19 protein-coding genes are annotated in these 19,289 nt (G+C 42.5%); 8 read left to right on the top strand and 11 right to left on the bottom strand.

Annotated elements, in window-relative coordinates; translation table 11 throughout:
• Positions 1–171: 171 nt before the first annotated feature.
• Complete coding sequence (locus FTU01_RS01860; RefSeq protein ID WP_159122884.1) at positions 172–825, bottom strand: hypothetical protein; 654 nt, start codon at positions 823–825, stop codon at positions 172–174.
• Between the two features lie 99 nt (positions 826–924).
• On the opposite strand from FTU01_RS01860, the gene ispF reads away from it, so the two are divergent.
• A complete protein-coding gene (ispF, locus tag FTU01_RS01855) occupies positions 925–1,413 on the top strand; it encodes a 2-C-methyl-D-erythritol 2,4-cyclodiphosphate synthase (RefSeq protein WP_034171374.1) in 489 nt (162 codons plus the stop codon).
• Between the two features lie 2 nt (positions 1,414–1,415).
• Here the strand turns inward: ispF and FTU01_RS01850 are convergent, their stop codons facing one another.
• The 3 genes from FTU01_RS01850 to FTU01_RS01840 all read right to left on the bottom strand — a co-directional run bounded on the left by FTU01_RS01850 (position 1,416) and on the right by FTU01_RS01840 (position 4,114).
• Positions 1,416–1,940 carry a protein tyrosine phosphatase family protein gene (locus FTU01_RS01850; RefSeq protein WP_180017435.1) on the bottom strand — a complete coding sequence of 175 codons (525 nt, stop codon included), beginning with the start codon at positions 1,938–1,940 and terminating at the stop codon, positions 1,416–1,418.
• A gap of 64 nt (positions 1,941–2,004) precedes the next feature.
• Positions 2,005–3,096 carry a 3-deoxy-7-phosphoheptulonate synthase gene (locus tag FTU01_RS01845; RefSeq protein ID WP_125278643.1) on the bottom strand — a complete coding sequence of 364 codons (1,092 nt, stop codon included), beginning with the start codon at positions 3,094–3,096 and terminating at the stop codon, positions 2,005–2,007.
• A gap of 127 nt (positions 3,097–3,223) precedes the next feature.
• Positions 3,224–4,114, bottom strand: coding sequence for a sulfite exporter TauE/SafE family protein (locus tag FTU01_RS01840; RefSeq protein ID WP_180137968.1), 891 nt, complete (start codon positions 4,112–4,114; stop codon positions 3,224–3,226).
• Positions 4,115–4,522: 408 nt separating this feature from the next.
• Here FTU01_RS01840 and lpxB point away from each other — a divergent pair, with 408 nt between their 5' ends.
• Positions 4,523–5,695: a lipid-A-disaccharide synthase gene (lpxB, locus tag FTU01_RS01835; RefSeq protein ID WP_125278641.1), complete on the top strand. Its 1,173-nt coding sequence runs from the start codon at positions 4,523–4,525 to the stop codon at positions 5,693–5,695.
• On the opposite strand, the gene FTU01_RS01830 is transcribed toward lpxB, so the two are convergent.
• A complete protein-coding gene (locus FTU01_RS01830; protein WP_125278640.1) occupies positions 5,684–6,634 on the bottom strand; it encodes an AraC family transcriptional regulator in 951 nt (316 codons plus the stop codon). The two genes, lpxB and FTU01_RS01830, sit on opposite strands and share 12 nt — an antisense overlap.
• A 187-nt stretch (positions 6,635–6,821) precedes the next feature.
• Between FTU01_RS01830 and FTU01_RS01825 the strand changes: the two genes are divergently transcribed.
• Positions 6,822–8,036: an alkane 1-monooxygenase gene (locus FTU01_RS01825; RefSeq protein ID WP_180070798.1), complete on the top strand. Its 1,215-nt coding sequence runs from the start codon at positions 6,822–6,824 to the stop codon at positions 8,034–8,036.
• A gap of 56 nt (positions 8,037–8,092) precedes the next feature.
• Here FTU01_RS01825 and FTU01_RS01820 read toward each other — a convergent pair whose 3' ends face one another.
• Positions 8,093–9,916 carry an acyl-CoA dehydrogenase gene (locus tag FTU01_RS01820; protein WP_180137982.1) on the bottom strand — a complete coding sequence of 608 codons (1,824 nt, stop codon included), beginning with the start codon at positions 9,914–9,916 and terminating at the stop codon, positions 8,093–8,095.
• Between the two features lie 78 nt (positions 9,917–9,994).
• Here FTU01_RS01820 and FTU01_RS01815 point away from each other — a divergent pair, with 78 nt between their 5' ends.
• A complete protein-coding gene (locus tag FTU01_RS01815) occupies positions 9,995–10,975 on the top strand; it encodes a GlxA family transcriptional regulator (protein ID WP_180137980.1) in 981 nt (326 codons plus the stop codon).
• Positions 10,976–11,344: 369 nt separating this feature from the next.
• On the opposite strand, the gene FTU01_RS01810 is transcribed toward FTU01_RS01815, so the two are convergent.
• From FTU01_RS01810 to FTU01_RS01800, 3 genes are all read right to left on the bottom strand, one after another.
• Positions 11,345–11,551 (bottom strand): helix-turn-helix transcriptional regulator, encoded by a 207-nt coding sequence (locus FTU01_RS01810; RefSeq protein WP_180014751.1) that lies wholly within the window; start codon positions 11,549–11,551, stop codon positions 11,345–11,347.
• Between the two features lie 151 nt (positions 11,552–11,702).
• Positions 11,703–12,902, bottom strand: coding sequence for an MFS transporter (locus tag FTU01_RS01805; RefSeq protein WP_180137966.1), 1,200 nt, complete (start codon positions 12,900–12,902; stop codon positions 11,703–11,705).
• Positions 12,899–13,342: a MarR family winged helix-turn-helix transcriptional regulator gene (locus FTU01_RS01800; RefSeq protein WP_180011026.1), complete on the bottom strand. Its 444-nt coding sequence runs from the start codon at positions 13,340–13,342 to the stop codon at positions 12,899–12,901. The genes FTU01_RS01805 and FTU01_RS01800 overlap by 4 nt, the downstream gene beginning before the upstream one ends.
• 260 nt (positions 13,343–13,602) lie before the next feature.
• Here FTU01_RS01800 and FTU01_RS01795 point away from each other — a divergent pair, with 260 nt between their 5' ends.
• The 3 genes from FTU01_RS01795 to FTU01_RS01785 are packed head-to-tail and all read left to right on the top strand — an operon-like array spanning position 13,603 to position 16,166.
• On the top strand, positions 13,603–15,048 hold the full coding sequence (locus tag FTU01_RS01795; protein ID WP_180137964.1) for a cytochrome ubiquinol oxidase subunit I: 1,446 nt from the start codon (positions 13,603–13,605) through the stop codon (positions 15,046–15,048).
• The gene (gene cydB / locus FTU01_RS01790; protein ID WP_180137962.1) at positions 15,045–16,049 is read left to right on the top strand and encodes a cytochrome d ubiquinol oxidase subunit II; all 1,005 of its coding nucleotides are present in this window, start codon (positions 15,045–15,047) and stop codon (positions 16,047–16,049) included. Before FTU01_RS01795 ends, cydB begins: the two co-directional genes overlap by 4 nt.
• Positions 16,050–16,058: 9 nt before the next feature.
• Positions 16,059–16,166 (top strand): DUF2474 domain-containing protein, encoded by a 108-nt coding sequence (locus FTU01_RS01785; RefSeq protein WP_104426067.1) that lies wholly within the window; start codon positions 16,059–16,061, stop codon positions 16,164–16,166.
• Positions 16,167–16,244: 78 nt separating this feature from the next.
• Here FTU01_RS01785 and FTU01_RS01780 read toward each other — a convergent pair whose 3' ends face one another.
• Positions 16,245–16,862 (bottom strand): thermonuclease family protein, encoded by a 618-nt coding sequence (locus FTU01_RS01780; protein ID WP_180137960.1) that lies wholly within the window; start codon positions 16,860–16,862, stop codon positions 16,245–16,247.
• Between the two features lie 161 nt (positions 16,863–17,023).
• Positions 17,024–17,941 (bottom strand): LysR family transcriptional regulator, encoded by a 918-nt coding sequence (locus FTU01_RS01775; protein ID WP_125278631.1) that lies wholly within the window; start codon positions 17,939–17,941, stop codon positions 17,024–17,026.
• 94 nt (positions 17,942–18,035) lie between these two features.
• On the opposite strand from FTU01_RS01775, the gene FTU01_RS01770 reads away from it, so the two are divergent.
• Entirely contained in the window at positions 18,036–19,277 is a 1,242-nt protein-coding gene (locus FTU01_RS01770; protein WP_180137951.1) for an acyl-CoA dehydrogenase family protein, read from the top strand.
• The last annotated feature ends 12 nt before the right edge of the window (positions 19,278–19,289 follow it).

Here is a 19,289-nt window from a genome sequence, read left to right as displayed (position 1 = left end):
TTTAAAAGATCAAAAATAATTGTTTATTTATTAGGCTCCTCCTACCTGAGGAAGAAGGTTAGGGGGAAGGGAATCTTTATAAAAACTTCTCCTATAAGGAGAGGGAATTCCTAGTTTAAATTTTTAAATATATATTTAGGATATTGATAGATAAAAATAAAAGTCGGCTGTTTAATCATATAAACGATAAATACCACTAAAGCGCTCACAGCCTTTTTGTTCAGTACTGACCGTCAAGATTGCCTTGCTATAGTTAAAGGTATATTTGCAGTCATGCTCATTATCCGTAATCTGGCTTTTAGTTTCCGTCGTGGTATAGGCCAAAAAAGGAATGGTCTGGGTTTCTGCACGATTATTCGGATTGCGGTAGGCGATCCCTTCAATCTTGATGCGATCTTTCGTCAGCTGATGAATCTTAAGATGAATCGGCTGCTTGGCCATTTGTCCCTGTTCAAACTTCAGATAGTGCTGAGTCAGGCTCTGATTTAGGGAAATATAAATATTGAGGTCATCCAGACGCTGGTCAAATTGCTGTTTAAAGCAGTCCAGCGTCTTACATTGCTGTAAGCGTGTACTCCATAGCTGCTGAGTATCTTGTAATAAGCGAACAGGCGCATCTGTAATCAGAAAAGCGGTAAAATATTGATCTGTCAGTTTTTCACGCGGTTCATCAAGAGAGGCTGAGCAGATCTTTTTCATGGCTGCGTTATTGTTATGATGACTGTTACAGTCCAGCGATTCAGCATGAATGCTGCTAGCAAAAAGGCCTGTCCCGAGTAAAAGTCCCATTATTTTCATCATATTTATATCAGTTTTCAGTAGCATGATCGCTTATACTTTCACTGTGTTACGCTAGGTCTAACTATAGCGAAATAGAAACGTCGTGTACAAGATTTCAATCAGTTATTTCTAAAGGATATAAAAGTGATTGCACAAATTCGTATTGGTCAGGGACTGGATGTACATGCATTTGAAGAAGGTGATTTTGTCACTCTGGCAGGTATTCAGATTCCACATACGCATGGCTTGAAAGCACACTCTGATGGTGATGTGGTTTTACATGCACTTTGTGATGCTTTGCTAGGTGCCTTGGCGCTAGGCGATATTGGCCAGCATTTTCCAGATACCGATCCGCAGTTTAAAGGTGCAGACAGCAAGGTTTTATTAAAGCATGTCTATCAGCTAATTTTGGATCGTGGTTATCGCCTGAATAACGCTGACATCACTGTAGCTTGTGAACGTCCAAAGCTGGCTAAACATAACCTGGAAATGCGTCAGAGCATTGCCGATGTACTGGATGTGGATGTGACTCAAATCAGTATTAAAGCCACAACCACTGAAAAATTAGGATTTACTGGTCGTCAGGAAGGTATTCTGTCTATGGCAACTGTTCTGATCAGTCATTACAAATAACATCAACCGAAGTTATTAGGATGAATCAGGGATAATTCCAGTTCCTGTGTTGCTTTACGGCCTTGCAGCTGTAGGGCAACCGCATGAATTAAACCGGTCCAGGTTTCATTCGGTTCCCAGAGCTGATGCAGATATTCCTGTGCAGTCGGCATGTCCATATTCATATAGTATTGACGATATAAATACATCAGGCAGCTGACATGATAATTCTGCGTACAATGTACCCAGACCATTTGTTCTTTGACCAGATGATCAATCAGATCCAGTACCAGCAGGCATTGGCTATCCGAAGGGGTTTCCCAGGAGATCGGCAACTGGATATAGTTCAGGCCAAGATCAAGACAAATTTTATCTTCATGTAACAGATGATGATCGCTATCTGTTAATGCCACATTGATTACGGTGGATACGCCGTATTCTTTAATCAACCTCAGTTGTTCAGTTGTCGGCTGACCAGAGCTGAACAGATGGTCATGGATGAACTGAAAATTTTCAATTTGACTTAATGCAGTTTCAATTTCATTCATCAGATAAAATTTTCCTTGTTCAGAAATGAAAACGCCATCTTGTCGATGGCGTTTGTCAGTTCGTTTAACGATTAGGTAAAACGTCCTTCAATGCCTCATGCATGTCAAGCAACACTTTTTCTGTGGTCTCCCAATCGATACAGCCATCAGTCACTGATTTTCCATATTCCAGATCACAAAGATTGGCAGGAATATCCTGACGGCCACCTTTCAGGTGACTTTCTACCATAATACCAACAATTGACTTGTTTCCATCAAGAATTTGTTCAGTAATATTTTTTAAGACAAGCGGTTGTAAGTACGGGTCTTTATTTGAGTTTGCGTGGCTGGCATCAATCATGATCTTGCCGCTGACTTTGGCTTTCGCAAGCGCTGCCTCAGCATCTGCAACTGAACCTGCATCGTAGTTAGGTTTGCCATTACCGCCACGTAGAACCACGTGTGCATATGGATTCCCTGAAGTACGAATCACCGCAACCTGACCTTGGTCATTTAGACCCAGGAAGCTGTGACCATGTTTAACAGATTGCATTGCATTGGTCGCAACAGTTAAGCCGCCGTCTGTACCATTTTTGAAGCCGACTGGTGAAGACAGGCCAGAAGACATTTCACGGTGAGTTTGGCTCTCGGTAGTACGTGCACCGATCGCTGACCATGAAATTAAATCCTGATAGTACTGTGGAGAGTTTGGATCCAGTGCTTCTGTTGCACATGGCAGGCCAAGTTCATTCAGCTCCAGTAACAGTTTACGACCGATACGCAGACCTTTCTCAATATTGAAAGAGTCATTCATATCAGGGTCATTGATCAGACCTTTCCAGCCTACAGTTGTACGCGGTTTTTCAAAATAAACACGCATTACGATATACAGGCTATCTTTTACTTTTTCGCTTAAAGCTTTTAAACGTTCAGCATATTCATGCGCAGCCGCTGGATCATGAATTGAACATGGACCAATCACTACAAAAATACGCTTATCCTTGCCATCCAGGATATTACGAATCGTTTCACGACCATGCAGTACGGTTTGATAAGCAGTTTCAGTCAAAGGTAACTCTGCTTTCAACTGAGCAGGTGTTACCAAAGGAATCATGCTTTGGATATTCACGTCATCAATATCTGATGCTGAAATAGGTTTTGACTGTAGTGTATTCATTGCCGTCACTGGTTTGATCATACAAAAGGTTGTTTAATAGCCTGAATATAACATGAATGATGCGTCACTTTGTTATAAAAAAGATGAATACTTCTTTGAAAAAAAAGTGATGAATCCATGATTTAGTTTAAACAGCAGGAGCTTTTTCTGCTGTTGTTATCAATTCAGGTTGGGCGGATTGTACCGGTTTTGACTTGACTGGATTCACAATGAAATTCACGCCAAGACAGAACAGGGTAATCCCAAGAATTTTACGGATAATTTTCTCTGGCATACGTGAACTGATCAACGTACCAATCACAATCGCTGGAATAGAACCGCAAAGTAACCAGCCTAATAAAGTAAAGTCTACATTACCTGCGCTCATATGGCCCAGACCTGCGACTAAAGTTAGAAGTACGGCATGTACCACATCCGAACCGATAATGCGGATCATCGGCAGGTTCGGGAACATCAGGATCAAGGCCATAATACCGAAAGCACCGGCACCGACAGATGACAGGGTCACAAACACGCCCAGTACAATCCCCATAATCACGATCAAGACACGTTTATTGCTAGATTTAAAGTCAACTTTGTCTAGATCCTGAGTCATATCAGGCAGTTCTTGTTTGCGGTATTTATTAAAGAATTTTTCAATAGAATTGCGGAATACAATAGATGCACCAGTAAGGGTCAGCATAAAGCCCAATACCATGGTCAGCGTTGCTTTATAATGTGTCGATTGACTGAGATAATTCTCTAGTACCCAGTGGGTCACAAATGAGGCAGGGATACTGCCGATCGCCAGCCAGATCACAATAGGCCAGACAATATTCATTTTCTTGGCATGAACCAGTGAACCACAGAATTTAGAAATTGCGGCATAAAGAAGGTCTGTACCAATCGCGATATGCGGTTCAACCCGAAGCAGTGTAATCAGGATTGGGGTCATCAACGAACCGCCACCGACACCGGTAATCCCAACACAGAAACCAACCAATACACCTGCTAAAATAAATTCAATCGGACCAAACATGCATATATGCCAAAATCAAAAAACGAGCATATCTTATGACTTTTAAATATAAGTCGTTGTCTTGATTATTGATTTGCTTATTCTAAAAAGAGATAAAGACTATAAAATTTAAAGTAATTCATCCTGATTTATATTTTAATTTGAATCATCTAGCATACCTTTCTATTGCTAAGTATGAAAATTGATAAAGCTTCTGCAAAATGCCTTTTTATTTATTTGTTTAAAGATCAGCCGCTTTAAATTTATTTTAATTTTTAAGCTGGGCTAAGGCGCGCGCATTGTCCAGATTCCAGTAGTTTAATTATTTGAGGTAGCCAAGATTTGTGAGTTCAACACTTAGGCATGCTCAAATCATGCTTTATGATAGAATCTGAACGGAATTAATTTGTCTCATTTGAGGAAATACACTTGCAGAATCGGAAACTTAAAATCGGAATCGTGGTGGGAGAGGTATCGGGAGATACGCTTGGTGCGAAGCTCATCCGTAGTTTTCGAGAGCAGGGTATTGATGCAGAATTTGAAGGGATTGGTGGGCCGCAAATGCTGGCTGAAGGCTTCAAGAGCTACTATCCAATGGATATTCTCTCGGTCATGGGCATTGTTGAAGTCCTGAAAGATATTAAAAAACTGTTTGCGGTTCGTGATGGTCTGGTCGAGACCTGGACGAAAGATCCAGTCGATGTTTTCATTGGAATTGATGCGCCTGATTTTAATTTGCGTCTTTCCAAAACCCTGAAGCAAAAACAGTTACCGATTAAGACCGTGCAATATGTCAGTCCTTCGGTCTGGGCATGGCGTCAAGGCCGGGTACATGGTATCAAAGCCAGTATTGACCTGGTGCTGTGCCTGTTTCCATTTGAAAAAGCATTTTTCAAGAAATGGGATGTTCCGGCTGCCTTTGTCGGTCATCCATTGGCAAGCCAGTTACCCCTCAACAATGATCTGGCTGAAGCACAGGCAGAACTGGGTTTAGATCCTGCACAAAAATATATTGCACTGCTGCCAGGGAGCCGCCGTGGGGAAATTGAACGTTTAGGACCATTGGTACTGGATGCAGCCAAAATTCTGCATCAGAAATACCCGGATTATACGTTTCTGATTCCCGCCATTAATGAGATGCGCAAACAGCAGATTGAAAACTTGCTGGCACAATATCCGGACAGTTTAAAAGCGCATATCCGCCTGATGGAAAATACCAGTAGCGAGTCAAAAATTGGCCGCCAAGTCATGAATGCTTCCAATATTATTGCCTTAGCTTCAGGTACTGCGACACTGGAAGCCATGTTATTGCATCGTCCGATGGTGACCTTTTATAAATTGCACTGGCTGACTTATCAGATTGCCAAATTGCTGGTCAAAATTCCTTATTTCTCATTGCCAAATATCATTGCTGGTAAAAAAGTCATTCAAGAATTAATCCAGTCAGAAGCGACGCCTGAAAACCTGGCTGCTGAAATTGAAAAATTGATGGATATTGAAGCAGCTCAAATTCAGGTGATGCAGCATCTCACCATGCACAAGCAGCTGCTTTCCGGCAACAGTGAAGATCCTGTCAAAGCGGTACTAGCCTTAGTCCAATAAAGGCGTCTTGCTTTTTTGACAGGCAATACGGTATCGGGTCGGGGTTTGTTCAAACTGTTTTTTAAAGCTTTGACTAAACGCCGTTTCCGAAGAATAGCCTACCAGATAGGCGATCTGCTGGATGCTAAATCCGCTATTTCTGAGATATTGTGCTGCCAGTCGAAGTCGATGCTGTTGCAGATAAGCCAATGGCGGCTCACCAACAATCTGGGTAAAGAGCTGGGCAAATTTTGAACGCGACATATGGCATTGCTCAGCCAGACTTTCAACGGTCCAAGGCTGTTCGGGTTTTCCATGAATTGCCGCCAATGCATTGGACAGTTCAGGATGCGAAAGAGCATTCAGCCAGCTCGAAGCATTTTCCAGATTCAAAATATAATCTCGTACGCATTCAATCAGTAAAATACTGACCAGATGATCCAGAATTTTGTCTCGTCCCGGACGAAGTTGCTGGGTTTCCAATGCCAGAAATTGCAAACCAACTTGTAACCATTCTGGTGCTGTATCTCCCAGAATATGCTGGATGTGCAGATATTTAGGTAAAGCACTCAATAGCGGTTTCGCCATCTGGATATCCAGATTGGAACGAATCGCCAAAATAAAACTACGTTCTGCTGAATGGGTGATATTGAGATCCACACATTGCTGTGCATGAGTCTGAAAATAAGAATTGATCGAATGATGTTCAGAAAAATCCGCATTACCGGGACTAGAAATCCGATGGGCAGAACCAGCAGGCAATAACACCAGATCACCTTGTTGCAGCTCAAGCAGATCGCCATCTTTGAATATTAATCGCGCTTGACCCTGTAATAATACATAAGCCAGCATGGACGGTTCATACTGATAATCAAACCCGCCTGGATGAAACACATTGAGGTAGAGATATTCGGATTTTTCCAGATGAATATCATCAAAAATTTTACTTAAAGCATCCATGCCTGACTCTATTCTTTTGTTTTAATTCATTTAATTAAATTTAAATAGCCCAGTCTTGTGATTTAAGGCCAAGACTTGGCCTATTGCGCCAAAGACGCTGACATAGTTTTTCTGGACGTTTAATACTGTTCGCTAATGCTGAAATATTCAACTATATGTGCAGAGTAACATAAAAAGGAGGGTCGCAATGAATGCCCCTGCACAAATTAGCAAAGCTCAGTTCACGCAGGATGCGTCAGCACTGAAAGGTTTACAACTGGATAAAAAACGTTTTGGCTGGCTGCTGAGTCCCGGTTTGCCTGTGATCGGTATGGGAATTCTGGCTGGCTATCATTTTGGTCCCAAAGCCACTAAAAAAGTCTTTGCGATGGGTGGGCCTTTATTATTGCATGTGATTATCCCAACATTAGATGCTTTAATTGGTGATGATGCCAATAATCCAAATGATGAGCAGATTCAGGCATTGGTCAAAGATCCTTATTATGACCGGATCGTGAAGGTGTTTATTCCTTTGCAAATGGCTGCCAATGCTTTTGCAGGCTATGTCGTATCCCGTCCAAATGTTTCTCTGGTCGATCAGGTTCTACTTGGCGTTTCTATGGGGGCGATCAATGGAATCGGTGTGAATACTGCACATGAGCTGAGCCATCGCCCTCAGAAAAAAGACCATTACTGGTCGCATGCCAGCCTGATGCCACTGGCCTATAATCATTTCCGGATTGAGCATCCTTATGGACATCATAAACGGGTGGCGACGCCAGAAGACCCGGCATCTTCGAAAATGGGAGAATCCTTTTACCGTTTCTGGCCACGTACTGTATTGGGTGGCTTGAAATCAGCAATTCAGATAGAAAAAAGACGTTTGGAACGTAAAGGCTTAAAATTTTTTAGTCTGGAAAATGAGTTATTTCATGGCTGGGCGATGAGCGCAGGTTACCATGCCTTAATGCTGAAAACGTATGGCAAGAAAATCATTCCTTATACGCTGACCCAAGCCTTTTACGGCATCAGCCTGTTTGAGATCGTGAATTATATCGAACACTATGGATTGAAACGCGGGCAAAAAGCAGATGGTACCTATGAGCGAACCTTGCCCGAACATAGCTGGAACAATAACAACATCGTGACCAACCTGTTCCTGTACCAGTTACAACGCCATTCGGATCATCATGCCTATCCAAGCCGACCATTTCAGGCATTGCGACATTTTGATGAAGCACCAGAATTACCAAGTGGTTATGCCACCATGCTGATACCGGCACTGATTCCACCATTGTGGTACAAGATGATGGATCAACGTGTGTATCAACATTATCAAGGCGATCTGGCTAAAGCGAATATTCTGCCTTCGAAACGTGCCAAGCTGCTTAAGAAATTTGGTCTAAAAGACACTGCGGCTTGATGATGTAAACAAATAAAAAATGCGCCATTCGAGGCGCATTTTTTATTGATTTTTATTTAGAACCAGTCACTTTGCATATTTAGACAGGTGTCATCGAAGTTCATCAGTAATTTAGCCTGATGTTCAATTTCAGGCAGTTCCCAATGAATAAAATATTGAGCTGCCTGAATTTTACCCGCCAGAAAGGCTTGATCTTCCTGTTGAGAAGATGTGCCAAATTTAAGTTGAGCCTGATTGGCCATTTCCAGCCACAGCCACGCAATAATAGTTTTGCCCATCATATCCAGATATAGGCCAGAATTGGCCAAAGTTTCACTAACTTTGCCTTGATGCAGAGCCTGACCTAAAACCTGTGTGGTTTTTTGCACAGTGACAAGATGCTGTTTATAGACATCTGCCAGTTCTGTTAACTTGCTATCCTGAATCTCAGACAAGGTTTTCTGGATGCGTTGCATGAGCAGGGTCAGGCCTTTGCCATTGTGCTGCCAGAGTTTACGACCTAGTAGATCCAGAGACTGAATCCCATAAGTGCCTTCATGAATCGGATTAAGGCGGTTATCCCGATAGCATTGCTCAACCGGATATTCACGCGTATAGCCCGCACCACCCAAGACCTGGATCGCCAGATCATTGGCTTTAGGACCATAGGCAGAAGGGAAGGACTTGACCACTGGTGTAATGAGATCCAGCAAAATGGTACTCTCTTCATCTTGTGCAGCCTGATGTTCATCAATTAAACGAGCTGCAAATAAGCACAGCGCTAAAGCACCTTCAACATAAGATTTTTGTGCCAATAACATGCGTTTGACATCAGTATGCTCAATGATATTCACGGGCTTGGCGTCAGGTGTTTTTTCATGAACCGGACGACCTTGAGGACGGTTTTTAGCATAGTCCAGAGACTCCAGATAACCACGATAACCGATCATGGCTGCACCCAGACCGACACCAACGCGCGCTTCATTCATCATCTTGAACATGTATTTTAAGCCATGCCCCGCTTCACCAATTAAATAGCCTAAGCAATTATCATTTTCTCCAAAGCTTAGCACTGTTGATGTGGTGCCACGATAACCCATTTTATGTAAAAGGCCAGCTAATTGTACATCATTGGATTCACCTATAGTTCCATCTGTATTGGTTTTGAATTTCGGCACGATGAATAGGGAAATACCTTTTACCCCTTGCGGAGCATCTTGGATACGAGCCAAAACTAGATGTACAATATTTTCAGTAATGTCCTGATCACCACCAGAAATAAACATTTTCTGGCCTTTAATTTTATAGCTTCCATCTGACTGAGGAATCGCTTTAGTGGTCAGATCTCCCAAAGAGGAACCTACATTCGGCTCGGTCATCGCCATAGTCCCGGCAAAGCGGCCACTAAGCATATGCGGCAAGAACATTTGTTTTTGTTCTGGAGAGGCAAAGGCTTGAATCAGATTTGCTGCAGCGGCTGTCAGAAAAGAGTAGGCAACAGTCGAAGGATTGGCCGACATGAAATAGGCATTGCAGGCCATATTCACCAAAGTCGGCAATTGCATGCCGCCGTCTGCGTAATCATGCTGGGCGCAGAGTAGACCAGCATCAGCAAATTGTTGCCATGCTATTTTTACTTCATCAATGGTCTTCACCTGTTTGCCATCAAAGCTCGGTTCGTGGTGATCAGCCTTGGCATTATGCGGCGCAAAATAATCGGTCGCGATGCCTTTTGCCGTTTCCAGAATACTATCAAAGGTATTTTTGTCATGATCCTGATAGCGTTCCAGTTCAGTTAAGGCTTCGAGTTTGAAAACATCATAAAGCAGAAAATTGAGGTTTTTATCATTAATCAGCTGAGTCACGGTACGGTCCTGAATGTGCAATCCTTGAGATAGCATCAAGACTAACAGTTGCATTTATCAAGGAGGATTGTCAATAATGACATGAAACGGGTGAAAAGCGACAAACAGAACAATATGCAACAGGTAGTGATTTTAGGCTTTGATGGTGCTTTGGCTTCAGCAATTACAGGTGTCGTCGACTTATTCGCCATGGCTGGCGTCAGCTGGAATCGGATTCAGCTGCAAAATGTGCAACGCCTGTTTAAAGTCAGGATCGCCAGTCCAGATGGACAACCAATTCGTTGTATTAACGGCCTGGAATTACCAGCTCATTGTTCATATCAAGAAATTCAAACAGCAAATATTCTGGTAGTGCCGACCATCGCCGCGCCTCTTCAAGAGGTACTGGATGAAAACCCAGGCCTGATTCAGTTTTTAACTTTCGCTCATGCACAATCCATCTTAATCGCTGGAAATTGCACCGGGAATTTCTTTCTGGCAGAAGCGGGTATTTTAGATGATCGTGTAGCGACCACACATTGGGGTTTTCAGGACATGTTTCGTGCACGTTATCCTCAGGTCAAACTCAATGCCGATCTGATGATTAGCCGGGATCAGAATATTTACTGTGCAGGTGGAGGCTTAGCCTGGTTTGACTTAGGCTTGCATCTGATCGAACGTTTCTATGGTTTTGAAGTTGCCATGCAATCTGCTAAATCCTTTGTGATTGATTATCGACGCGATAGCCAACTCTCCTATTCATTAATGAAGATTGGACAACCACATCATGATGAACTGGTGCAAAAAGTTCAGGACTGGTTAGAGCAGCATTTTCATGAAGAGTTTACTTTGAATGCGCTGGCAGAAGGTTTTAATGTCACCACTCGTACTTTAATCCGGCATTTTAAACAAGCGCTAAATATTGCACCGAACCAGTATCTGCAAGCCATTCGTATTGAAGCGGCCCGCAAACGGCTTGAAGAAACCGATCAGGCAATAGATCTGATTATGCAAAATGTCGGTTATCAGGATCCAAGTTCATTTCGGCGTTTATTTTATAGAAAAACAGGACTTACGCCGCTAGAATATCGCCGTCGTTTTAGCCGACGTTTCTAGATTTTGATAAAAAGAGAGATTCGAAAATCTCTCTTGGCATACATATTAGCTAAAGATATCTTTACGTAAATAATGCGTATAAATGGTTGATGCGATGCTTTGCAGGAAGCCGGTGAACATAATCCAGTAAATGAAAATTTCACGTTCTAACTATTTTAGTCCGAAACCTTCAAATCCGATGATGATCAAGAAGGCTGAACTAATCCCCAAAAATAAAATGTTATAGGATAATGACTTCTGCTTTAATAAAATCATTGTTCCTCTTTCGTCTTTGTCTTCTTGTGAGCATTCAAAGCGTATTTTATATATTTCACAGCAGATCACAGCAACCACAATACTTAAAATACTAGCCATCAATAACCAATAGTGTCATGTTTCTTCCTCAGCATAACTAAACAGTTCCTCAATCGTGGTTTCAAGTGCATTTGCTAACTTGAATGCCAGAATCAAGGAAGGGTTGTACTTCTCTTTTTCTAATGCGGCAATCGTTTGGCGGCTGACTGCCACTGCATCAGCAAGCTGTTGTTGTGTCCAACGTTTTTTAGCACGGAACACGATGATGTCATTCTTTAACATGTCTTTACTCCAACATCATTTAGAATGTAATATATATTTTACATTATGTGAACTATATATTTCATAATGATAAAAATAAGCGTCATTTAAAAGAGTTGAGATATAAAAAACGGGCTTGATGCCCGTTTAAAAAAGTATTGAATCAACTTGTTTAAGCTTTGACTGAGGTCGATTTAACCTTGCGGCCATGCAGCAGGTAATACCAGATTAGACAGCTAAAGGTAAGCAATGCAGAGAACAGATAAAGCTGACGATACCCCACCTGATCCAGCAGCATACCGAGGAAATAAGGTCCGAAACCAAGACCGGCATCTAGCGCAATAAAGAAAGTTGAGGTGGCCAGACCCATCCGTTGCAAGGTGGTACTTTTTACAGCAATAGTTTGACACACGGACTGGATATTCCCGAAACCAAAACCTAATAACGCGGCACTCGCCAGTAACATCACAGAGTTTTGTGCCTGACTCAGCATTAGAATACCTACTGCCATAATCACGATTGCAGGATAGATAATGATGTTTTCACCTTTACGATCCATTAATGGGCCAGTAAATGGACGCGACAGCAGAATGGCAAAAGCATACATCAGGAAGAAGAAAGAGGCTGCTTCGACCAGATTGATGTCTTTGGCATAGAAGTGGATAAAGGACAATACGCCTGAATAACAGGTAGCCACCAGCAGGACAATGATAGCAATCGGCAAGGCATTCGGCTCTACATACTGAGCGAGCTTACTGGCAGATTGTGGAACAGAGGAAGTCGATGTACCACTCGCTTTAAGGCGCGGCGGCTGGATAAACAGACCGCAAATCAGGCAGCTGAGCGCAACAATAGTAGTAAAGATAAAAATCACCTGATAATTAAAATTCGTCATCAGCCAGATCCCGACAAAAGGACCAATCGCTGTACCAAGCGTACTGCTCATACTGAAATAACCAATACCTTCACCACGTCGTGTTGCTGGAATGGTTTGCGCAATTACTGTGCCGAGTACGGTAGAGGCCATACCCATCATAAAGCCGTGTATCAGACGAATACCCAATAACACTTCTAGTTTGGCCGGAATCATATAAAGTCCGGAAAATAGCAAAAAGCCAGTCAGGCCAATCACCAGGGTATTTTTCAGTCCTAGACGATTCAGCAATTTCCCAATAAATAAGCGTCCAATTAGCGTTCCGACAATAAACAGACCGGATACCAGACCGGCTTGTGCAGTCGATGCTCCCAGTTCAGCGACCGAGAAACCGACAATCACAATCACCAGCAGGTAAAACACCAGAACGAGCTGGAAATTAACCAGACTGACCAGGACGAAATTAGAGGTCCATAAGCGGGCTTGATCTTGGCTCATTGTGGTGTTTCCTGAGATGAAGGATGTAATTGCTGAATCAGCTGTACCAAAGTGTTTTTACTGCTTTGCAGATCATGTGCGTCAATCTGTTGCAGTAACTGATCTTCAAAAGCATCAATCTGTTTGGAACACAGGTTAAAGGTTTTAACCCCTTGCTCGCTGAGTTTGAATAATTTCTGACGTTTATCTTCGGTTTCGATCTGGCAGATTAAGTCGAGTTCACTTAAATGCTGGATACGTTTGGTTATGCTTGGTTTTGAAACATTTAAATAGCTTGAAATATCAACCAGTGTGCATTGCTGTTGGGATTGAATGGTATAGAGCACTTGCCATAAGGAATAATTAAGTTGGGAGGATAACAAAATAGTATTGATTTCATCACTCATGAGTCGTGCGCAACGCAGCAACAGTGAACGAAATCTGGAAGAGGGTTGAAACATATAGTTAACCTGGCTAACTAAATTGTGCCTAATTTACGCCTCTTTATTGAATTAGACAAGAGGGAAATTTTGAAAATTTTTGCATGGTTAACGTCTTTTTGACTAAGTTATTACAAGTCTTTAACCTGATTAAAAAACAATCAACAAAAGACTACATACTTTTAAGAATGATTCAGCCTAAGCTACCTAAGCACTAGAAAAATCCATCACTTAATAACTGAAGGGCAGATATGCCAAATAACACTGCATAGGTGAAGTTTATGACTCTGGGTTTAACTGCATTAGAGTTAGCACGAATACAGTTCGCCTTTACTGTATCTTTTCATATTATCTTTCCTGCAATTTCAATCGGATTAGCAAGTTTTTTGGCTATTCTGGAATGGCGCTGGTTAAAGACTAAAAATCCGATTTTTCAGGATCTGTTCAAGTTTTGGGTCAAAATTTTCGCCGTCGCATTTGGTATGGGCGTCGTATCCGGTGTGGTAATGAGCTATCAGTTCGGAACCAACTGGAGTGAGTTTTCCCGGGTCGCTGGAAGTGTGACCGGACCCTTGCTGGCTTATGAAGTTTTAACTGCGTTCTTTTTAGAAGCCGGATTCTTGGGCATCATGCTCTTTGGCTGGGATCGGGTTGGCCCACGAGCGCACTTTTTCTCCACTTTAATGGTCGCAATCGGCACCTGTATTTCCATGTTCTGGATTTTATCTTCCAATAGCTGGATGCAGACCCCCCAAGGTTTTGCGATTGAAAATGGCCTGATCGTCCCGCAGGACTGGGTAGCGATCGTATTTAACCCGTCTTTTCCTTATCGTCTGGCCCATATGGCAATGGCCGCCTTTCTGGTTTCGGCCTTACTTGTAGCCTCAACAGCGGCATGGCATCTGATCAAGGGCCGTCGTGATCCTTTAGTCAAAACTTCGTTTTCCATGGCTATGTGGCTGATTCTGGCACTTGCACCTTTACAGATTTTTGTGGGGGATATGCATGGTCTGAATACACTTGAACATCAGCCAGCCAAACTGGCCGCGATGGAAGGCCATTGGGAAACCAATCATGATGAAGGAATGCCTTTATACCTGTTTGGGATTCCAGACATGCAAGCTGAAGAAACCAAATATGCAATTGGTATTCCTAAATTGGGTAGCCTGATTCTGACGCATTCTATGGATGGAAAAGTCACGGGGCTTAAAGATTTTGCACCTGAAGATCGACCCAATTCACTGGTCGTGTTCTGGAGTTTCCGGATTATGGTCGGGCTGGGTATGTTAATGCTCTTGCTTGCACTCTGGGGATTATGGTCACGTACTCGAGGACGGTTTTATGAGTCACGTGGTCTGCATCGTTTTGCACTCATCATGGGTCCATCCGGATTTCTTGCCATGCTGGCAGGATGGTTTACCACAGAAGTCGGCCGTCAGCCTTGGGTTGTCTACGGCATTATGCGGACCAAAGATGCATTATCACCAGTGTCCGCTGAACAGGTCGGTTTGACCTTGATTATCTTTGTGGTGGTGTACTGCGTTGTTTTTGGCGTGGGAATTTTCTACATGATGCGCCTTATGCATAGAGGACCAGAATTTATTCATTCCAGACCACACCATGAATCGGATAGCGATGTGGTTCAGGCTTCCCGTCGACCATTGAGCAGTATTCGCGAACGTATTGAAGAGGTTCCTGAACATCCGGATCAGGAGGATAAAAAATGATTGATTTATCATTAATTTGGATTGCGATTATTGGCTTGGGTGTACTGATCTATACCATTCTCGATGGTTTCGATCTGGGCATTGGCATTCTATTTCCATTCTTCCCGCATCAGGATGAACGCGATGTCATGATGAATACGGTCGCTCCGGTCTGGGATGGTAATGAAACTTGGATGGTTCTAGGGGGCGCCGGATTATTTGCTGCCTTTCCATTGGCTTATTCGACGGTACTCTCAGCGCTATATATGCCCATTATCCTGATGGTGATCGCCTTGATTTTTCGTGGTGTCGCTTTTGAGTTTCGTTTTAAGGCGAATAAAAGCAAACACTGGTGGGATAAAGCCTTTATTGGAGGATCGATCGTTACCAGTTTCTTGCAAGGGATGATCCTGGGTGCATATATTCAGGGGATTGAAACACGAAATGGTGTCTATGTAGGCGGTGGTCTGGACTGGCTTAGCCCATTCAGTATCTTTACCGGAGTCAGTGTCGTAGTGCTATATGCAGCATTAGGCTGTGGATGGCTCATTTATAAAACCGCTGATGATTTACAGGATCGCATGTTTAAACTGATGCCGAAACTGATTATTGCCTTACTGATTATTCTAGGTGCTGTCAGCGTTTATACGCCGTTGACCCATCCGCAAATTGCGGAGCGCTGGTTCAGCCAGCCACAATTTACCTACTTTATGCCCGTACCGATCTTGGTCATATTGTTTACCTGGCTGGCCTTACGCGCCTGTAAAAGACGCAGTGAACTAGGTCCATTTTCCTATATGCTGGTGCTGGTATTCCTGGCATATACCGGTTTTCTGATTAGTCTGTGGCCATATATTATTCCGCCATCAGTCACGATCTGGCAGGCAGCGGCACATGAAAATAGTCAGTTATTTGCCTTGATTGGTGCCTTGATTCTGATTCCGATTATCGTGATTTATACCTGTATGTCCTATTGGGTATTCCGACACAAGGTACGTGTTGGAGATGATGGTTATCATTAAGGAGCAGTTATGACACGCAAACAGATAGTATGGTTTGTCGGCTTATGGCTTGCAGGTTTTTTGACACTAGCACTTATTGCAGGGGCATTCCGCTTTCTGGTGCATTTGGCCTATTAGGTATATTAAATGAACAAAGAAAAGGGATTTGTTAGTACAAATCCCTTTTTATAGGCTAAATTTTTGATTTTTAAAATATCAAGATGAGGCTTTGATCTGTTTACGATAAACACTTGGACGGACAGGGCGGCTGTTTTTCCATAACCCTTTTTTCTGCTTTTTGGCTTTATTCTGTAGTTCCATCATATAGCGTAAATGGTTTTTATCCCGGATATATTCCTCATAAACCCATGCCGCACCACGTTTCACAATCTCTTCATTGATATTCTTGCGATAACGATAGACCACACCGACACAGCGACCATAACGGTCAATATCCGTAATTTGTACCCGAATCATTTTATTTTTAACCATACTTTGAACCAGGCGTAGTGATTCCTTACCATATGCCTGTGAAGATTCAGGCGCATCGACATAGGCAAAACGCAGTTTGGTCTCAGAGCGACGGATATTAAAACGGTAGCAGGTGAGGGTGTCACCATCACTGACAGCACTTACCCTGCACCAGTATTTCTTACCTTTCTTAAAGGGGCGAAATAGGTCCTTTAAATACACCGTAATTTTATGCAGCAGAAAATAGGAAAAACACAGAAGTACGAAGCCCAGCACAATTTGCCAGGTAGTGGAGAGATGTAACAAGGGCAAGATCCAAATCAGCAAAAACAGCCGCATAAACACAGCTAAAAGTTGAGCCATTTTAGATCAAAGCCACTCCGCATAGGGCTTAAAAAGCCATCAATCGGTGTTTTGTTTTGTACCGATAAAATAGCCTAAGCACTATCAAATTAGGCCAATCTCAATCCTAAAACCTGATAATAAAAATAGCCTAAGCAAGTTTAAATTATCTCATAAATAGCCTAAGCAAAAATTTTATAAATTTCATTTCTCAAAAATTGATGTCTTTTATTCTCCTGCAAATCTTTATGCCAATACATCCCCATATTAATTTTCGGCAGTTGTACAGGAACGTCAAAAATATTCAGACAGTTTGCTAACTGTAGATGAGTCAAAACATTTTTAGGAATTGTCAGCATGGCAGTCTTTTGCTGTTCCAGAATTTGCAGGGCTGTGGAATAGTGCTGACAACGTAAAAAAATCTGTCGGGAATAATGTTTTCGACTTAAATATATATCTTCAACTAAAACTCCCGTACGGCGTGAGGAAACGCCAATATGAGGTGAGGCCAGATAAATCTGTTCATTCATTTCTGTTCGTTGTGTACAGACCACGAATTCATCCTGTACCAGTCGTTCAAACTGAATTTTTTCACTAATACTTTGCTCCAGATCAATAACAAAATCGACCTGTTGAGAGGCGAGATCTGCAGCAATATTTTTACGGTCGAGTTTCATGCTACTCAGTTGAAGATCCAGGTTAATTTTTTGGAAATGTTGAACCAGTTTAGGAAATATCATGGGTTCAATTTCGTCATGTACAGCAATTTTTAAGCTATGAATCGATTCCGGTCTGAATTGCTGATGCTGCATCGAAATATTCTGAATCGTAAAAAGTGCATTTTTAATTTCAGGATAGATCTGATCCGCAAACGGCGTAGGTTGCATCTTGCTACCAGTTCGCACAAATAAATCATCTTGTAAATGCTGTCTTAAACGTTGTAAAGCATGACTGGCCGCTGACTGGCTTATCGATAGAATTTGCGCAGCTTTAGAAATACTGTTTTGTTCGTAAATGGCAATAAAAAGTGGATAAAGATTAATATCAATACGATGAAAATTTCGTAGATCCATCACGGTTTTTGAATGAATACTATGCATACTACTATATGGAATTAAATCATTTTATTCATAATAAGTTTTGGGTTAAGGTGTTGTAAAGCGTATGAATTAGAATATTCAGAGGGATAAAGCAATGTTTGAGCTGTCAGCACGTGCACAGGATTATTTAAATAGAACAAAAAAGTTTATTACTGATGAAATTGAACCTGTCGAGGCTGATTTCTGGCATCAGGTGCATGAACTGAATCAAGGCGGTGACTGGACCAAATGGCAATGGCCGGCAGAACTTGAAACATTGAAAGATAAAGCCAAAGCGGCAGGTCTCTGGAATATGTTTTTGCCTTGTCCAGAATTAGGTCAGGGATTATCCGTTCAGGAATATGCGCATATCGCTGAACTTTCTGGACGAAGCTTAATTGCACCTACCGTCTTTAACTGTAATGCACCAGATAGCGGCAATATGGAAGTATTGTGGCGCTATGGTTCTGAAGAACAAAAACAGCAATGGTTAATGCCACTACTGGAAGGGAAAATCCGTTCAGTGTTCTGTATGACTGAGCCTGCAGTGGCTTCAAGTGATGCTACCAATATGCAGGCGACGGCGGTAGTTGAAGGTGATGAAATTGTTTTGAATGGTCGTAAATGGTGGTCTTCGGGTTTGGGTGATCCAAATGCCAAAATCATCATCTTTATGGCACAGACGCCAGATGAATCCAAAGACCGTCATCATCAGCATTCCATGGTTTTAGTTCCAGTCGATACTGCAGGCGTAAAAATCGAACGGATGCTTCCAGTCTTTGGTGATTATGATGCGCCACATGGCCACGGCGAAGTCAGCTTTGATAATGTTCGTGTTCCAGTTTCGAATTTTATTGGGGGGGCAGGTCAAGGCTTTGAAATTGCCCAAGGTCGTTTAGGGCCAGGCCGTATTCACCATTGTATGCGTTGCATCGGCGCTGCTGAAAAATCATTAGAACTCATGATTGATCGGGGTATGAGCCGTACCGCATTTGGTAAAGAGATTTTAAAACTGGGTGGTAACCTGGAACGTGTCGCAGAAGCTCGCGTTGCCATTGATCAGGCTCGACTATTAACCTTGTATGCTGCCTATAAAATGGATACTTTAGGGAATATGGCAGCACTGACTGAAATTTCTGCAATTAAAGTCGTTGCGCCAAGTGTACTGGAAAAAGTTGTGGATATGGCGATTCAGATCCACGGTGGTGCGGGTGTTTCTCGTGATACACCGCTGACCGGATTCTTTGCCCAAGCCCGTGCCTTACGTCTGGCTGATGGTCCGGATGAAGTGCATAAAGGTATGATTGCCAAGCTGGAACTGGCAAAACGTGGTTATAGCACACGTCGTAAAAAATAAGCTGGCTTTATA

Origin of the sequence: Acinetobacter sp. YH12043, assembly GCF_013419915.1 — a bacterium.
Classification (GTDB): Bacteria; Pseudomonadota; Gammaproteobacteria; order Pseudomonadales; family Moraxellaceae; genus Acinetobacter.
This window is presented reverse-complemented; position numbering and strand designations above follow the sequence as displayed.

Excerpts from the sequence above, each read along its gene's own strand:
- FTU01_RS01845 (WP_125278643.1), bottom strand. The coding sequence starts at position 3,096 with ATGAATACACTACAGTCAAAACCTATTTCAGCATCAGATATTGATGAC.
- FTU01_RS01840 (WP_180137968.1), bottom strand. The coding sequence starts at position 4,114 with ATGTTTGGTCCGATTGAATTTATTTTAGCAGGTGTATTGGTTGGTTTC.
- FTU01_RS01830 (WP_125278640.1), bottom strand. The coding sequence starts at position 6,634 with ATGGATGCTTTAAGTAAAATTTTTGATGATATTCATCTGGAAAAATCC.
- FTU01_RS01825 (WP_180070798.1), top strand. The coding sequence starts at position 6,822 with ATGAATGCCCCTGCACAAATTAGCAAAGCTCAGTTCACGCAGGATGCG.
- FTU01_RS01850 (WP_180017435.1), bottom strand. The coding sequence starts at position 1,940 with ATGAATGAAATTGAAACTGCATTAAGTCAAATTGAAAATTTTCAGTTC.
- FTU01_RS01800 (WP_180011026.1), bottom strand. The coding sequence starts at position 13,342 with ATGTTTCAACCCTCTTCCAGATTTCGTTCACTGTTGCTGCGTTGCGCA.
- FTU01_RS01860 (WP_159122884.1), bottom strand. The coding sequence starts at position 825 with ATGCTACTGAAAACTGATATAAATATGATGAAAATAATGGGACTTTTA.
- cydB (WP_180137962.1), top strand. The coding sequence starts at position 15,045 with ATGATTGATTTATCATTAATTTGGATTGCGATTATTGGCTTGGGTGTA.
- FTU01_RS01805 (WP_180137966.1), bottom strand. The coding sequence starts at position 12,902 with ATGAGCCAAGATCAAGCCCGCTTATGGACCTCTAATTTCGTCCTGGTC.
- FTU01_RS01785 (WP_104426067.1), top strand. The coding sequence starts at position 16,059 with ATGACACGCAAACAGATAGTATGGTTTGTCGGCTTATGGCTTGCAGGT.
- FTU01_RS01795 (WP_180137964.1), top strand. The coding sequence starts at position 13,603 with ATGACTCTGGGTTTAACTGCATTAGAGTTAGCACGAATACAGTTCGCC.
- FTU01_RS01770 (WP_180137951.1), top strand. The coding sequence starts at position 18,036 with ATGTTTGAGCTGTCAGCACGTGCACAGGATTATTTAAATAGAACAAAA.
- FTU01_RS01810 (WP_180014751.1), bottom strand. The coding sequence starts at position 11,551 with ATGTTAAAGAATGACATCATCGTGTTCCGTGCTAAAAAACGTTGGACA.
- FTU01_RS01780 (WP_180137960.1), bottom strand. The coding sequence starts at position 16,862 with ATGGCTCAACTTTTAGCTGTGTTTATGCGGCTGTTTTTGCTGATTTGG.
- FTU01_RS01775 (WP_125278631.1), bottom strand. The coding sequence starts at position 17,941 with ATGCATAGTATTCATTCAAAAACCGTGATGGATCTACGAAATTTTCAT.
- FTU01_RS01815 (WP_180137980.1), top strand. The coding sequence starts at position 9,995 with ATGCAACAGGTAGTGATTTTAGGCTTTGATGGTGCTTTGGCTTCAGCA.
- FTU01_RS01820 (WP_180137982.1), bottom strand. The coding sequence starts at position 9,916 with ATGCTATCTCAAGGATTGCACATTCAGGACCGTACCGTGACTCAGCTG.